Raw genomic sequence first — 14,706 nt, forward strand, 5'->3', positions numbered from 1 at the left:
CTCCCGCGGAACGGCTCATCACCGGGACTGGGGGATCCGTACGGTGTCGGAGTCACTTCCGGTTTGGTGACCTCGCCCGGTCAGGCGCTCCAGCAGGAGCAACCCCGCCACCACGGCCACACCGAGGAGGAAGAACAGCACCGAACTCGGCACGTTCTCGGTCGGGGCGAGCAGTGTGCGGTCACTGCCCTGCCACGGCCACAACGCGCGCAGACAGCCCGCCATCACCCCGGTCATCACCACGAGCGTCATCCGGCGGCGGTGCTCCAGCAGCCACTGCAGCACCTTGACGAACAGGGCGAGACCGATCACGGCACCGAGACCGAACGTCGCGATGTAGCCGAGGTCCCTGTCGTTCAGCGCGGAGATCGTCGGCTCGTACAACCCGAGCGTCAACAGGAAGAAGGAACCGGAAACCCCGGGCAGCACCAGGGCACAGACCGCCACCGCGGCCGCGAGCGCCACCACCACCGGGTTCGGGGACACCGAGGTCGGTGGCAGGCTGGTGAGCACGAACGCCACCGCGGCCATCACCACCGCGACGATCACGTCGAACAGCCGCCACGGCCACTCGATCATCGAGATGGGCACCCACAGCGAAGCCAACACGAGACCGAAGAACATCGCACGTGACTGCGTCGGGTAGTGATGCAGCACCGGCTCCAGCAGCTTGGCCGCCAACAATGCCGCACACACCAGCCCGATCAGCACCGGCAGGACCACGCCCCAGTGCGCCCGGCGCAACTCCGCTGCGGACCGGGAGAACCCGGCACCGCGAGGTACATCGGTCGCGGCCAACTTCACCGCGCTGACCAGGTGCCCGGCGGAGTTGATCAGTGACTCGTAAACCCCGGTGACGAGGGCGATGGTGCCGCCACTCACGCCGGGGATGGTCTCGGCGGTACCGATGAGACCACCACGGACCGCGTTCGCCGCATACGTGCGTACTGATTTGCTCATGACCTGCATTTCGTTGTGGGGCACACGGACTTCGCTCACCGGCTGCAGTCGTGCGGCGTCCCCGTACCACGCATCGCCACGGCGGTTGACGTGTACGAGGGCGGACACGGCCGCTTTCCCCGGAGCACCGCACGAGCCGCCTGCCGTGCCGACGGCATGGACACCGGTATGGATCCGCCGACGCTGGACAACTTCATGATGCCATCGCGATCAGACGGCAGGGCGGGCACATCGTCCATCCGAACGCACCGGATTCGTGCTCACCACGCGTCGTCGAGCCGGGCATGCTGGGCGACCCAGGTGTGCATCACGATCCCGGCGGCCACACCGGCATTGATGGACCGAGTCGATCCGAACTGGGCGATGGAGATCACGAGATCCGCGATACGGCGAGAGTCGTCGCCCAGCCCCGGACCCTCCTGACCGAACAACAGCACGCAGTCCCGGGGCAGCGCGCTCCGCTCGATCGGCTGCGAGCCCGGTGTGTTGTCGACCCCGACGACCGTCAGACCGTGCTCGACGGCGTAGGCGCGGAGACCGTCGAGGTCGGGATGGTGATGCACGTGCTGGTAACGATCGGTCACCATCGCCCCGCGCCGATTCCACCGCCGCCGACCCACGATGTGCACGGCACTGGCCGCGAACGCATTCGCCGTACGCACCACCGTGCCGATGTTGTGATCGTGCTGGAAGTTCTCGATCGCCACGTGAAAACCGTGCCGCCGTGTATCCAGGTCGGCCACGATCGCGCTGCGCCGCCAGTACCGATACTGATCGACGACGTTGCGCCGATCACCGTGTTCGAGCAGCTCGGGATCGTAGCGCTCGTCCTCCGGCCACGGCCCCTCCCACGGACCGACGCCCACACTCGTCCCCCACTCCGTGGGGCCGGGCTCCTCGGCCATCACCCGGCTCAGGCCAAGCCGAGGTCGGCCAGGCCGAGCAGGGAACGATACGGCAACCCGGCCGCTTCGATCGCCTCTCGGGCACCGGTGTCGCGATCGACGACGGTCGCCACTCCGGCGACCTCCACTCCTTCGGCATGCAGGGCTTCCACAGCGGTCAGCACACTGCCACCGGTCGTCGAGGTGTCCTCCACGGCCAGCACCCGTCGACCGGCCACGCTCGGGCCCTCGATACGGCGTTGCATGCCGTGCGTCTTGGCATCCTTGCGGACGACGAACACATCCAGCGGAGCTCCGGAGGCATGCAACATCGCCGCCGCGACCGGATCCGCCCCCAGCGTCAATCCGCCGACAGCGCTGTAGTCCCAATCCGCCGTGAGTTGTCGGAGCAGACCGCCGATCAGCGGTGCGGCCGCATGGTGCAACGTCGCTCGGCGCAGGTCGACGTAGTAGTCGGCTTCCCGACCGGACGAGAGCGTTACCCGCCCGTGCACCACGGTGAGTTCCTGCACCAAGCGCGCCAGTTCCCTGCGCTGTGCTTCATCGATCCGGGATTCATCGCTTCGGGCGTCGTCACTCCGGGCTTTGTCGACCTGGTCCACGAGCGGCCAGCATACCGCTTGCCGACGACGCCGACCCCAACCCTCGGCGTCGTACGGTGCGGTCCTTCGCATTCAGACCTCGTCGCCGACCACGGCAGCCTCGGCAGGAACCGTGTGTGGGTCCGGCCTGCACCGCCCGGACAGCAACAGCCCCGCCGCCAGGACACACGCCACGGCACCGACTGCGAACGGCGCATGCGGTGAATCGAACCACTCCGCCACATGACCGACCAGCGTCGCCGCCAGGGCACCACCGAACCAGCGACAGAAGTTGTATCCCGCGCTGGCGACCGGGCGCGGCGCCGAACTCGCGCTCATCGCAGCCCCGGTGAACAGGGTGTTCAACAGTCCCGAAGCCAATCCGCTCAGGATCACGCCGACGACGACCACCACCTTGGAGTCGATGGTCATCACACCGAGCAGCGCCGCGTAGGCCAGCACCGCGAACACCGTTGCGCCCACCTCGCCGAAACGAGCGGCCAGCTTCGGCGCCAACGTCACCCCCGCCACGGCCACGCACAAGCCCCAGCCGAAAAACACCAGACCGACCGCAATCGCCCCGAACTCCAGCACAAAGGGAGACCATGCCAGCACCGTGAAGAAGGCCGCCGTGTACAACGCCGAACCGAGCGAGGTGCGCAGCAAACCCCCGTGCCGCAACGCGCGCAACGGATCGAGCAACGTCACCCGCTGCCTGCGCTCACCGCTGTCCGACGGAAGGAAACCGACCGCGAGGACCAGCGCGACGGCCATCAGCACCGCCGTCCCGGCGAACGGACCGCGCCAGGACAGGTGCCCCAGCAGCGCGCCCAGCAGTGGCCCGGTCGACAGGCCGATCCCCAGCGCCGCCTCGTACAGCAGGATTGCCGCCTGCTGGCCACCACTGGCAGCCCCCACGATCACCGACAGCGCCGTGGCGATGAAGAAGGCATTGCCGAGCCCCCACACCGCACGCAGAGCGATCAGCTGGCCGATGGAACTCGCCAGCGCACACGCCACGGTCGCCAGCACGATCAGCACGAGCCCGGTCACCACGGTGCGTTTGGCACCGAACCGGGAGCTGAACGCACCGGTGATCAGCATCGCCACGACCTGCACGCCGAGGTAGGACGAGAACAGCAGGGTCACCTGCGAGGGCGCGGCATTCAGGGAATCCGCGATGGACAGCAGGATCGGATCGACCAGGCCGATTCCCATGAAGGCGATCACCGCGGCGAACGCGGTGATCCACACGGCTTTCGGCTGACCCTGGAACACGTCCAGCAGCCGGGGACTGCCTGCGGTACTCATCGGTGGCCACCCCTCATCTCACATGCGCACTGTTTCGTTAGCAAGGCTAATGGAGTGCGGACATGCAGCCAACCCCGATGAGCAGCCAACCCCGATGAGCAGCCAACCCCGATGAGCAGCCAACCCCGATGAGCAGCCAACCCCGATGAGCAGGCTCACCGTTCCCGCGAAAACGCGCGCACGGTGAGCCATTCGTCATCCGGCGGAACGCGCTCGGCGAATCAACCCCCCGACACGCTGCCCAACACCGTCAGAGCCGACCGCTGCTCATGGACTCCAACAGCGGATGCAACTCGGCCGCCCAATCAAGGTTGTGCACCGTGCCGTAATCCACCCGCACCACGTTGATCAGGTCGCGGCCGCTGCTGAGCAGACCCGCCTTCTTGTCGGCCTCCAGTACCACGTCCATCCCGTGCTCGTCGGCCACGAAACTCACCTCGAGCTGGTTCAGCCGCGGATAACGCGAGGAACCGGCGAACTCGATCTCCTGGTAAAACGGCAACCGCTGCCGGGTTCCCCCCAGCCGCCCGGCTTCCACATCCGCCCTGTGCAGCCGGAACCCGAGGCGCTCGATCCCTTCCAGCAAAACGTGCTGGGCAGGCAACGCCCCCACACCGATCGGATCCGTGTCGGTCGCGTCGACCGCCGACTTGATCTCCAACGTCGTACGCACCGAAACCACCGGACCAGGCAGGGGACGGTCCCGGTAATGCGTCACCGGCGTCTCCAACGGCACCGGCAGGCTGAACGGCGACTCGACGACCTGCCCCGGTGGCAAAGCGACATCGCGCGCCACCTGCACCTTGTGGAAGCCGCGCATCGCCTCGACCTCGTCATCACCGGCCTCGTGCTCCACCCGCGTCACCAGTTCGGCGAACAACCCGGGAATCTCCTGAGCGACCTCCCCACCACGCAACCGGATCACGCCCTGCACCACGCCACCGGGCTGCACACCAGGAGTGTGCAGTTCCGTCTCGACCTCGGCGCCACCCACACCGACCGCTGCCAGCAACTTTTTGAACATGCCGCCCAGTCTTGCGCCCACCGAGCCCGGCAATGCCCGCAGCCCCCAAAACCGAAACACGATCGTGAGCACACCGACGTGCGGCAAGCACGACGAGCACACGCTGCTGTCGTGCCGAGCCACACCACCACACAACTCCTACGATGGCCTCGTGGGACAGCAACCTGTGCGAGTACGAGCCGTGATCTTCGACCTCGACGGCGTTCTCGTCGACTCCGAACATCTCTGGGACCGGATGCGCCGCGAAGTCGTCGCCGAAAACGGCGGCGAATGGGCCGAGGGAGCCACCGAGGCCATGATGGGCATGAGCACCCCCGAATGGGCCCAATACCTCGTCGACAAGCTCGGCGTCCAACTCACCCCCGAACGCACCGCCGAGGCCGTCATCGACCGCATGGCCCAGCTCTACACCGACCAACCACCGGTACTGCCCCACGCCACCGACACCGTCCGCGCCGTCGCCGCCGACTTCCCCACTGCCATCGCCAGCTCGGCACCACCCCGCATCATCCGCACCTTCCTCGACATCACCGAACTCGGCGACACCGTGCGATACACCGTTTCCAGTGAGGAAGTCGGCGCGGGCAAACCCGCTCCCGACGTCTACCAGCAGGCCGCTCACGGCCTCGGCATCCCCGCACAGGAGTGCGCAGCCGTCGAAGACTCCGCCAGCGGCCTACGTGCCGCAGCCGCAGCGGAGACCACTGTCATCGCCGTACCCAACCCGCACTTCCCACCGAACGAACAAGCCCGGCAACAAGCACACCGCGTGCTCGACGACATCGGCGAACTGCCCGCCGCACTCCGCGAACTCACCCACCGCGAATAAGAGGCTCCGGCAGTGGGGCGTTGGATCAGGGAGCGGTGGCCAGGTGGATGCCTCGCAAGACGGAGGAAGGAGGCGTGGCGGAGCCACGTTGACTCCACGACAACGCCGCGAGGCGCCGCCTGGACGCCGCGAGCCCGACAGTTCTTACTGCCGGAGCCTCTCAAACACGCTCAGGTGCCACGGGCCTTCTCGAGCGACCGCCGCGCCACGCTCGCCACCCTGGAATCCGGATGCCCCTCGGCAACCACCTCCAGGACACCGCCCGAGCGGGAGTGCGGCACCCGCGCGATCTGCTCGACCAGCGCGATCTGATCCGTCGTCGGCGTTGCCTGCAACTCCGACAGAAACGCCGCCACATCCTCGTCCACAACCACCGACATGCTGTCCAGCATGGCCGCCACCTCGTCTCCGGGCCGAATGGTCACCTCGACCTCCGGAACCCGGTCTCGCAGCCACATCCGCGCGGCGGGACCCGCCACCGCGTCGTCCCGAACACCCCGGACCGCATCGACTCCCTCGGGCCCCAGATGGTCCAGCACCGACAACGCCCCCAACCGCACCAGCGGGTCGTCCACCCGCGCCAACAGCGAGGCCAGCTCGGCACCGGCCGACTGCCGTCCGCGCACCTCGATCCACGCCGACAGCACGACTTCACCGGCCTCCGGCGGACAATCCCGAATCGCCAAGGTCAGAACCTCGGCCGGATACTGCGCCAACTCCTCCACCGCGGGCACCACGAACCCCATGGCCACCAGCGAGTCCCGGACAGCCGCCACACCGAGCGGCAACAACTCCACCAACGTGCTGTCGTCCGGCTCCACACCCTCCGGCACCGCGGAGCGAACCAGCTCGACCTGCTCCTCGTCCTCGCAGACACAGGTACGCACCACCCCCATCAGCTCCCACTGCTCGAGCACGCGCCGCAGTATCCCCCGCACGGCAGTCCGCTCCTCCGGAGCGAGCTCATCCTGCTCCGCGCTCTCTCCCACCAGAGAACTCGCCGTGAGCGAAACCAGCAGTTCCAACGGAAGCAGCTCGGACTGCGACGCCAACATGCGCAGCGTGTTCTGCACCAGATGCACGAACACGGCCTCGCCATCGGCGAACCGGTCGAGGCCCCCGAACTCCTCGGCGAAAACATCATCGAGCAGGACGAAGGAATCCCAGAGACGGTTCCACAGCAACTCCGGCTGTCCCAACAGGGGCTCGCTGATCCGAGTGCGAACCAACCGGTCACCCGCCGCCCGGATGAGATGCGTGTGCTTGGCCCACTCGAGCAGCACCACGACCCGGAACCGGTCCTCCCGCAGATCGAGCGCGCTCGACAGATCCTCGAAATCCGAGGTCGCAACCTCGCCCGTGGACGTGAGCTTCCGCCCCTGGCCGACCCATTCGAGCAGGGCACGGACTCCGGAAAGCAACGCGGTAGCCGAAACATCGGCCTCGGCCCCCTCTTGGACCGGCATGGGCGGCAGCCAGTACGCGGGCTGGGGAGCCGGTTCGAGCCGCTCCCGCGCCTCGATGGCATCGACGGTCTCCTCGTCGATCTCCACCGCACCATCGTCGACGGCATCGAAGAATCGCTTCACCGCGGTGTCATCCTCGGAGTCGACGCCGTGCTCGGCCATCGTTGTCGACCAGAACTTCGCAGGGCCCCACTCGGCAGGCTCCGCCATCGACTCCAGGTATGCGGGAGCCGCTTTGTCGATGGCGCGGTGCAGATCGGGCACCGAACTCCCACCGGACATCAGCAGCTCGGTCCCGTCCAGGAAATCAACCCACCGATGCAGAAACCGGGGGACCACCGACCAGTCGCTCGCGGACATCAACCGGCGAGGCGCCACCTCCACCAGGAACCGGTCCAATTCGTGCCCGGACCAGTACGCGAGCAGACCGTCCCGGACGAACTTGTCGTCCAGGAGCGCAGTGAGCAGCCCCGCATCCTCGGCGGGAGCACCGTCGTCATCACCGCTGTTGCCCTCGACGGACCAGGCGCCGAAGCGCTCGATCAGCGTTTCCTTCGCCTCGGCGTACTGCTCGACCTCACCGTGGATGAAAACGGTACGCATGGGGCTTGCCTCCCTCGGGCCGGACTGCTGGACACGGCTAGAGCCTAGGCACACCACCCGGCAACAGCCGGGAACCAGCCCTTCCCGCCGCGCGTGTCGGACAGTGCTCGACCGAGGCAAGGAAGCCGCGTCGGGCCGACCCGGAAATGCCGCGGTGGACAGCGATCAGCCTCCGGACTCACCGGGAGAACACACCGCCGTGGGGCCTCCCTGCCAAGAGATCTCTCGGCAGTACCTGCGGAGAGCCGGCTGCGCGGTCCTCGAGGACGGGCATCGGTAGGCTCGCCTGCCCATGGACGTGGGAATGGGAAACGAGATGATCGCCATCCAGCCGGGTCAGGTGACGCTGTCGGATCGGCGAACGCAGCACAGGTGGTCGGTGGAGCTCGAGCCGTACCAACTCGCCACATTCCCGACCACCCGGGCGCGATACGCACAGGTCACCGGCCAGTGGCCGAGCACCGCACACGGCAACCGGTCGCCCGTCGAGGGCGTTTCCTGGTGGGATGCGGTCCGGTTCTGCAACGCCCTGTCCGAGCGCGAGGGTCTGGCGCCCGTGTATCGGCTGGATGTCGATGGCGAGGACGCCGAGTGGGACACCTCCGCCGACGGGTACCGGCTACCGACCGAGGCCGAGTGGGAGCACGCCTGCCGTGCCGGTACGACCGGCGCGCGGTACGGACCGCTCGACGAGATCGCTTGGCACCGCCGCAACTCGTACGAGCGGATTCACGACGTGGGCGGCAAGCAGCCCAACGCGTGGGGCCTGTACGACATGCTGGGCAACGTGTGGGAGTGGTGCTGGGACATCTACGATGCCGAGGTCTACGGCACGTATCGGGTACTGCGCGGCGGCGGGTGGTTCGACGAGCACTGGAGCTGCCGGGCCTCGGTGCGCCGCCGCAGCCACCCGACCTTCCGGACCGACGACGTGGGATTCCGCCTCGCGCGTTTCCCCTCGCGCTGATGCGCGGCGGTCTCGACCGTCTGCAAGCGACACACCGGACTCGAAGTGAACGACCTCTTCCGGGAGGGCGGATCCACCACGCTCCCGCCATCACGGAAGAGAGCTCGCCATCGGATCCGAGACCCTACACTCGGCGGTTACTCCCTGGCCATGTCGACGAAGCGGCTGTAGTGCAACTGGTGAGCCACGGTCACCGTGCCCGTCGGTCCGGCACGATGCTTGGCCAGAATGAGATCCGCCTCGCCCATGCGCGGATCGTCCTGCTCGAATGCATCCGGCCGATGAATCAGGAAAACCATATCGGCATCTTGCTCGAGACTATTGTGCATAACAATACCGTTGGCTGTAAAGTTATGCGTCTCGTCGACGGTGGCATCATAGACCGGCTGCTCACCGAGTGAGGTGATCTCCACGATCTCGTCCCAGAAGACATCGCTGTTCGCCAAGGCGGACAGGTGGTCGTTGTCGAATAGCGGCGCCATCTTGGCGAATCGAACTCGCGTGGGGGAGTATTCGAGATCAAGATCGCCTCTGCTTGCGCCTGCCGCTGCTTGAACACTCGCAAGTGACACATTGCTTCGCTTCATCGCGATCTGTACGTGGTTCCAGACTGCGGATGGAATCGTGTCGAAGCGGCCTTGGTAAGTCATCTCCGCGAGTCGTACTTTTGCGGATTGAGCTTTCGCATTGCGAGCACCGTGCACGCCGATCTTATCGAGGAACCTCGACTGGCTCTCGACACCGTACACCTGCACATGCCACATATCACGGTAACCGGACTTCTTCGCACGGTAGATCCTGGTGTGGATGGAGAAGCGCAGCAGCAGCTGCTGAACATTGTCCGCAAGCCTTTTGCTCCTGGTGGCGTAGTAGACGTTCACTGCGTTGCTGCTGCGTACGAAGATTGATCCGTCCGTGGCCCAGAGGTGGCGGAGGAACAGGGCGATCTGCTCGCGGGGCAGGGAGAACACCCGCTCCGGGATGAATTTCTCGTGGCTGCGCAGCCCGAACAGACCCATTTCGTCGAGCCATGCCGCGATCGGGTTCCGCTTGCCGTGGGTAAGCCGGTAGGGCGCGGGCAGGCGCAGCGTGGTGACCTTGGCGGCAGCGTGTTCGTCCCGGATCGGTGTGATCCCGAAGTGCTTCGCCGCTTCGGTGACGGCTTCGAGATTGGCCTCGTCGATGCTGGCGTAGCGGATCGGCTGGCGTTTCACGAACGATCCGTCCCCGATGAGATGCGCCAGCATGATGATCTCGGATTCCGGCAGCGGCTCGGCACCGAGCGGTTCCGGGACACTGCGCGGTACGGCGACACGATCGCCCACAACAAGCTCGCCCAGGGGCAGCCAATCGTGGATGGTCAGCATCGGATGATTTGCGGTCGCCTCGATCTCACGGCCGGAGGCCAGCCGGACCTTGAAGACCTCCTTGACCCCGCTGGAGAAGACATTGGTGATGGGCCGGGGAACCATGCGCATCCGGTCGTCCAAGGACCACACGATCGGACGCTCCCCGGTTTCCATGAGTTCACCGAAGGTGACCTCGGCGCCGGTGTCCGCCCGCAGCAGACGGGTTCCGCTGGTCAGACAGCCCGATTCACGCAGGTCGGAGAGTTGGGGGCGGCGGTCGTTGCGCTGTTCCGGACCTCGGTTGAGCTGGGAGATCGCCACGACCGGTACTTCGAGTTCCTTGGCCAGCAGCTTGAGGTTCCGGGAGAATTCGGAGACTTCCTGCTGGCGGGATTCGACCTTCTTACCGGAGGTCATCAGCTGCATGTAGTCGACGACGATGAGGCCGATGTCGTTGCGCTGTTTGAGGCGCCGGGCCTTCGCGCGGATCTCCATCATCGTGAGATTCGGCGAGTCGTCCACGAACAGTGGTGCCTCGCTGATCTCGCTCATGCGCCGGGCGAGCCGGGTCCAGTCGTCGTCGGTCATGCGACCGCCGCGCATATCGCCCAGCCGAATGCGGGCCTCGGCCGACAGCATGCGCATGACGATCTCGGTGCGGCCCATCTCCAGCGAGAAGATGACGCTGCCCAGTCCCTGCTTGATCGAGGCGGCACGAGCGAAGTCCAGCCCGAGGGTGGAATTGTGGGTGGGGATCATCGACCGGCTCGCTAGATACAACCGGTCGCGGGCGTCCACCTCGACGCACCGCACGGGGATGCTGTCCACGTGTCGGATGTGGTCGATGGTGCGTGTGGACGGCCGAGCCTCGGCCGGACGATGCTGCTTGTGCAGCTCGTTTTTGCGGGCGAGCCGGAAAACTTCGTCGGTACCGCTGTCGAAGACCAGCACCGAGGTGTCGAAGGACCGGGTCGGCCCACTCGTGCCGCTGTCCCCGGTGTCGTCCGTGCCGGTGTTGCCCGGAGTGGTCTCACCAGGGACGCTGTCCCAGTCGGGGGTGGCGGTGCAGACGTAGCCGAGACCGAGTATCAGTTCCCGCACGCGTACGGAGATGGGCTCGCTGACGCTCAGCCGGACCGTGCCGTCGTCGGCGACCGTGCCGCAGGCGTCCAGCAGACCCGCGAGCAGCGCGCGGCGCTGGTCGGAGCTGCCGCGCAGGTATTCGTCGGGCAGGTGATGATCCTGCCAGGCGCCCAGTTCGGTGAGCTGGTCGGCGATTGCGCCGTGGAACAGTGGTTCGCCCTCGGTGGGGTCGAGTCCGGCGACTTCGAGGTTCACCGCGAGGTCGGTGTGCTTGATACGCAGGTTCCCGTCCACCGGGTCTCCCGCCGCCAGCCAGACACCGAGCGCGTAGGGCTGCACGGGGTATTGCCGCTCCGGGAGCCGGAGTTCACCGTGACCGGGGACCGCGGGGTGCGTCCGGGGCTCGGAGGCGAGTTGTTCGGTGGTTCGGATGCGACCGTCGGCGAGCTGCCACTGATGCTCGGCGTCGGCGGCGACGAGGGTGCCGTCGGAGAACTCGATCTCGTAGCAGGGCCGGTCGTGCAGAACCTCGGTCGTCGAGACCACGGTGGTGGGGGTGCCGTCCGCGCCGAGCAGTTGATCGCCTGCTGTGACCTCGCCCATCGTGGTCCAGCCGTGCGGCGTGGGTAGCGGAGTGTCCAGCGCCAGTGCCTTGCCGACACCGGGGCGGGCGGCGACGATGACCATCTGACCCGGATGCAGACCATTGGTGATCGCGTCCAGGTCGTTGAAGCCGGTGGCGATTCCCTGGGACTCTCCTCCGCGCGAGGCGATGGCGTCGATCTCGTCCATCGTCGGCTGTAGGAGGTCTTCGAGGGCCGCGTAGTCCTCGTTGGTGCGGCGTTCGGTGACGTCGTAGATGGCTGCCTGGGCACGGTCCACGACTTCCTCGATCGCCGAGCCCTCGGCGCCGTTGTAGCCGAACTGCACGATCCGGGTGCCCGCTTCGACGAGACGTCGGAGAACGGCTTTCTCCGCGACGATCTCGGCGTAGTACCCGGCGTTGGCCGCGGTGGGCACGGTGGCGATGAGGGTGTGCATGTAGGGCGCGCCACCGACACGTGCCAGTTCGTTGCGGCGTTCCAGTTCCGCGGAGACGGTGACCGGGTCGGCGGGCTCGCCGCGTCCGTAGAGATCGAGGATGCAGTCGTAGATGGCGTGGTGCGCGGGCCGGTAGAAGTCGTGTGGGCGCACCACTTCGACCACGTCGGCGATCGCGTCCTTGCTCAGCATCATGCCGCCGAGAACCGACTGTTCGGCGGCCAGGTCCTGTGGTGGCTGCCGGTCGAAGGTTCCGTTGTGGCTCGAATGCCCGTCGCCGTTCGGCGAGGGCTCGGCACCGCGTTCGTCGGTCAGCGCCACTGGTTGTTGCCACCTCCTGGACGCAGTGATTGCGAGCCGCCTCGGATCTGCGGGCTCGCACCCTTGCGCAACGACGTCTCGCCCGCGTCTGCTGCCACGGTGTTCACCGGAATGGCTCGCCGGACGCGGGGCCGCGCGGTGAAGCTAGACCACCCGTATGGAGCAAGCAAACACGGCTGTGGACAGCTTGGGATCAACCTGTGGACAACCTGTGGACAGCTTGGGGAAATCGTCCACCGATGACGGCACAGGTTGGGGACAACCTGGGGATAATGATCGAAGCTTCACTCAACAGCGCAGGTCAGGTCCTGTGGACAGGCTGTGGAAGAAATTCGTGGACACATCCCGGCGTGTCCCGCCGTGCTGCTTGTTCGGCGTGTCGGACATTGCGAGTGGTCCGGTGACACCGAGAAGTGGCGTGGGCGACGAATGAGTGAGGACGCGTCTGCCCGGACCTCACACGAATGGCCGTGAAGCAGTGACGGTTCCGCGCGAAACCACACCATGATGGAAAGGTGCGGTTTCGCGCGAAACCATCAACAGGCCGTCTCAGCCGGCGGGCGTGACCTCGACATCGAGCGAGGCGTCCACGTCCGGGTGCAGACGCACCGACACCGCGTGCTTGCCCAGCGACTTGATGTGCCCCTGGAGATTCACGGTTCGCTTGTCCAGGGACGGACCGCCTGCCTTGCGCACGGCGGCGACCACATCGGACTCGGTGATGGAACCGAACAGCTTGCCCTTCTTGGAGACCTTCTTGGGCAGCGCCACGGAACCGATGCCCTGCAGTTGCTCCTTGAGCTCGCGGGCGTGCTCCAGGTCGCGGACCCGGCGATTTTCCTGGGCACGGCGGATCGCGTGCACCTGCTTCTCGGCACCCTTCGTGGCGGCGATCGCCAAACCACGGGGAAACAGCAGATTTCGAGCGTGGCCGTCCCGAACCTCGACAATGTCACCCGAGGAGCCGAGACCGCTCACGTCCGCAGTCAGAATGATCTTCACGGCGTGTTCCTTTCCGACGGTCGATCAGCGGGCGGTCGAGGTGTAGGGCAGCAGCGCCATCTCACGAGCGTTCTTGACCGCGATGGCCACGTCACGCTGGTGCTGGCTGCAGTTGCCCGTCACGCGACGGGCACGGATCTTGCCACGGTCGGAGATGTACTTCCGCAGCAGCGTGGTGTCCTTGAAATCGATGCTCTGCGCGGCCTTGTCCTTGCAGAACGCGCAGACCTTCTTCTTCGGCTTGCGCACGGGCGCCTTGGCCATCTTCCTTGCTCCTCCTGAGCGAAAACTTCGTCTGATCCGTATCCAGGGCCGTCGCCGTCAGAACGGTGGCTCGTCGCTGAAGCCTTCGCCGGAACCGGCGGGCGGAGCGGAGCCCCACGGGTCGTTGGCCGGGGCTGCGGCACCGCCGGAGCCACCACCGCGGCTGACCTTGTTCACCTTGGCGGTCGCGTAACGCAGGGAGGGGCCGATCTCGTCGGCCTCCATCTCGACAACGGTGCGCTTCTCGCCTTCCTTCGTCTCGAAGGAACGCTGACGCAGCCGCCCCTGTACGACCACCCGCATGCCGCGCGTGAGGGTCTCGGCCACGTTCTCCGCAGCCTGCCGCCAGATGCTGCAGCGCAGGAACAGTGCCTCGCCGTCCTTCCACTCGCCGGACTGGCGGTCGAAGGTTCGGGGCGTGGAGGCGACCGTGAAGTTCGCCACTGCGGCCCCGGAGGGGGTGAAGCGCAGTTCCGGGTCGGCGGTCAGGTTGCCGACCACTGTGATTACCGTTTCACCAGCCATCGCCTGCGGACTCCCTGTCGTTGGTACGGGTTTTCCGGATGCGCCGATCGGACCCTGAGTCGATCGCCTCTCAGGCGATCAGGCAGGTGCCTGGCTGCGGTTGGTCTTGGCAGCGGCGCGGGCCACGCGAGCTTCCTTGCGGGGCTCGTGGAGCTTGCGCAGGACCTTGGTCCGCAGAACCGTCTCGTTGATGTTGAGCTGGCGGTCCATTTCCTGCACGGAGGCCGACTCGCTGTTGATGTCCAGCACGACGTAGATACCCTCGGTGTGCTTGTCGATCTCGTAGGCCAGCCGACGCCGGCCCCAGACGTCGACCTGCTCGATGCTGCCACCGTCGTTGCGGATGACCTTGAGGAAGTTTTCCAGGGACGAAGCGACGTTGCGCTCGTCCAGGCTCGGGTCGAGGATGACCATGAGCTCGTAATGACGCATGAAGACCACTCACCTCCTGTGGACTCACGGCCACGGACTCTCC

Annotated in this window: 13 protein-coding genes; 2 read left to right on the top strand and 11 right to left on the bottom strand. The window is 66.4% G+C overall.

Annotated elements, in window-relative coordinates; genetic code table 11:
• Positions 1–18 precede the first annotated feature (18 nt).
• The 5 genes from JOF55_RS11700 to JOF55_RS11720 form a co-directional block, all read right to left on the bottom strand.
• Entirely contained in the window at positions 19–960 is a 942-nt protein-coding gene (locus JOF55_RS11700; protein WP_374727461.1) for a DUF368 domain-containing protein, read from the bottom strand.
• Between the two features lie 260 nt (positions 961–1,220).
• A complete protein-coding gene (locus JOF55_RS11705; protein WP_310273472.1) occupies positions 1,221–1,865 on the bottom strand; it encodes a TrmH family RNA methyltransferase in 645 nt (214 codons plus the stop codon).
• Positions 1,866–1,873: 8 nt separating this feature from the next.
• Positions 1,874–2,413 (bottom strand): orotate phosphoribosyltransferase, encoded by a 540-nt coding sequence (gene pyrE, locus JOF55_RS11710; RefSeq protein WP_374727462.1) that lies wholly within the window; start codon positions 2,411–2,413, stop codon positions 1,874–1,876.
• A gap of 126 nt (positions 2,414–2,539) precedes the next feature.
• Positions 2,540–3,757, bottom strand: a complete 1,218-nt coding sequence (locus JOF55_RS11715) for an MFS transporter (protein WP_310273476.1) — start codon at positions 3,755–3,757, stop codon at positions 2,540–2,542.
• Between the two features lie 250 nt (positions 3,758–4,007).
• Positions 4,008–4,904, bottom strand: a complete 897-nt coding sequence (locus JOF55_RS11720) for a sporulation protein (protein ID WP_310273478.1) — start codon at positions 4,902–4,904, stop codon at positions 4,008–4,010.
• A 28-nt stretch (positions 4,905–4,932) separates the two neighbouring features.
• Between JOF55_RS11720 and JOF55_RS11725 the strand changes: the two genes are divergently transcribed.
• Positions 4,933–5,610: an HAD family hydrolase gene (locus JOF55_RS11725; protein WP_310273480.1), complete on the top strand. Its 678-nt coding sequence runs from the start codon at positions 4,933–4,935 to the stop codon at positions 5,608–5,610.
• A 170-nt stretch (positions 5,611–5,780) separates the two neighbouring features.
• Here the strand turns inward: JOF55_RS11725 and JOF55_RS11730 are convergent, their stop codons facing one another.
• Positions 5,781–7,679 (bottom strand): hypothetical protein, encoded by a 1,899-nt coding sequence (locus JOF55_RS11730; RefSeq protein WP_310273482.1) that lies wholly within the window; start codon positions 7,677–7,679, stop codon positions 5,781–5,783.
• Positions 7,680–7,971: 292 nt separating this feature from the next.
• Here JOF55_RS11730 and JOF55_RS11735 point away from each other — a divergent pair, with 292 nt between their 5' ends.
• A complete protein-coding gene (locus JOF55_RS11735; protein WP_310273484.1) occupies positions 7,972–8,646 on the top strand; it encodes a formylglycine-generating enzyme family protein in 675 nt (224 codons plus the stop codon).
• A 137-nt stretch (positions 8,647–8,783) separates the two neighbouring features.
• On the opposite strand, the gene JOF55_RS11740 is transcribed toward JOF55_RS11735, so the two are convergent.
• The 5 genes from JOF55_RS11740 to rpsF form a co-directional block, all read right to left on the bottom strand.
• Positions 8,784–12,440 (bottom strand): replicative DNA helicase, encoded by a 3,657-nt coding sequence (locus JOF55_RS11740; protein WP_310273486.1) that lies wholly within the window; start codon positions 12,438–12,440, stop codon positions 8,784–8,786.
• A 549-nt stretch (positions 12,441–12,989) separates the two neighbouring features.
• Positions 12,990–13,442: a 50S ribosomal protein L9 gene (gene rplI / locus JOF55_RS11745; protein WP_310273487.1), complete on the bottom strand. Its 453-nt coding sequence runs from the start codon at positions 13,440–13,442 to the stop codon at positions 12,990–12,992.
• A gap of 24 nt (positions 13,443–13,466) precedes the next feature.
• Positions 13,467–13,706: a 30S ribosomal protein S18 gene (rpsR, locus tag JOF55_RS11750; protein WP_310273488.1), complete on the bottom strand. Its 240-nt coding sequence runs from the start codon at positions 13,704–13,706 to the stop codon at positions 13,467–13,469.
• Between the two features lie 57 nt (positions 13,707–13,763).
• On the bottom strand, positions 13,764–14,231 hold the full coding sequence (locus JOF55_RS11755) for a single-stranded DNA-binding protein (protein ID WP_310273489.1): 468 nt from the start codon (positions 14,229–14,231) through the stop codon (positions 13,764–13,766).
• A gap of 78 nt (positions 14,232–14,309) precedes the next feature.
• Positions 14,310–14,663 carry a 30S ribosomal protein S6 gene (gene rpsF, locus JOF55_RS11760; RefSeq protein ID WP_374727270.1) on the bottom strand — a complete coding sequence of 118 codons (354 nt, stop codon included), beginning with the start codon at positions 14,661–14,663 and terminating at the stop codon, positions 14,310–14,312.
• Between the last annotated feature and the right edge of the window lie 43 nt (positions 14,664–14,706).

The sequence above is a fragment of the Haloactinomyces albus genome, assembly GCF_031458135.1.
In the GTDB taxonomy this organism is placed as follows: Bacteria; Actinomycetota; Actinomycetes; order Mycobacteriales; family Pseudonocardiaceae; genus Haloactinomyces; species Haloactinomyces albus.

Coding starts and splice junctions, on each gene's coding strand:
- JOF55_RS11700 (WP_374727461.1), bottom strand. CDS start 960: ATGAGCAAATCAGTACGCACGTATGCGGCGAACGCGGTCCGTGGTGGT.
- JOF55_RS11705 (WP_310273472.1), bottom strand. CDS start 1,865: ATGGCCGAGGAGCCCGGCCCCACGGAGTGGGGGACGAGTGTGGGCGTC.
- JOF55_RS11715 (WP_310273476.1), bottom strand. CDS start 3,757: ATGAGTACCGCAGGCAGTCCCCGGCTGCTGGACGTGTTCCAGGGTCAG.
- JOF55_RS11730 (WP_310273482.1), bottom strand. CDS start 7,679: ATGCGTACCGTTTTCATCCACGGTGAGGTCGAGCAGTACGCCGAGGCG.
- JOF55_RS11735 (WP_310273484.1), top strand. CDS start 7,972: ATGGACGTGGGAATGGGAAACGAGATGATCGCCATCCAGCCGGGTCAG.
- rpsR (WP_310273488.1), bottom strand. CDS start 13,706: ATGGCCAAGGCGCCCGTGCGCAAGCCGAAGAAGAAGGTCTGCGCGTTC.
- JOF55_RS11755 (WP_310273489.1), bottom strand. CDS start 14,231: ATGGCTGGTGAAACGGTAATCACAGTGGTCGGCAACCTGACCGCCGAC.
- rpsF (WP_374727270.1), bottom strand. CDS start 14,663: ATGCGTCATTACGAGCTCATGGTCATCCTCGACCCGAGCCTGGACGAG.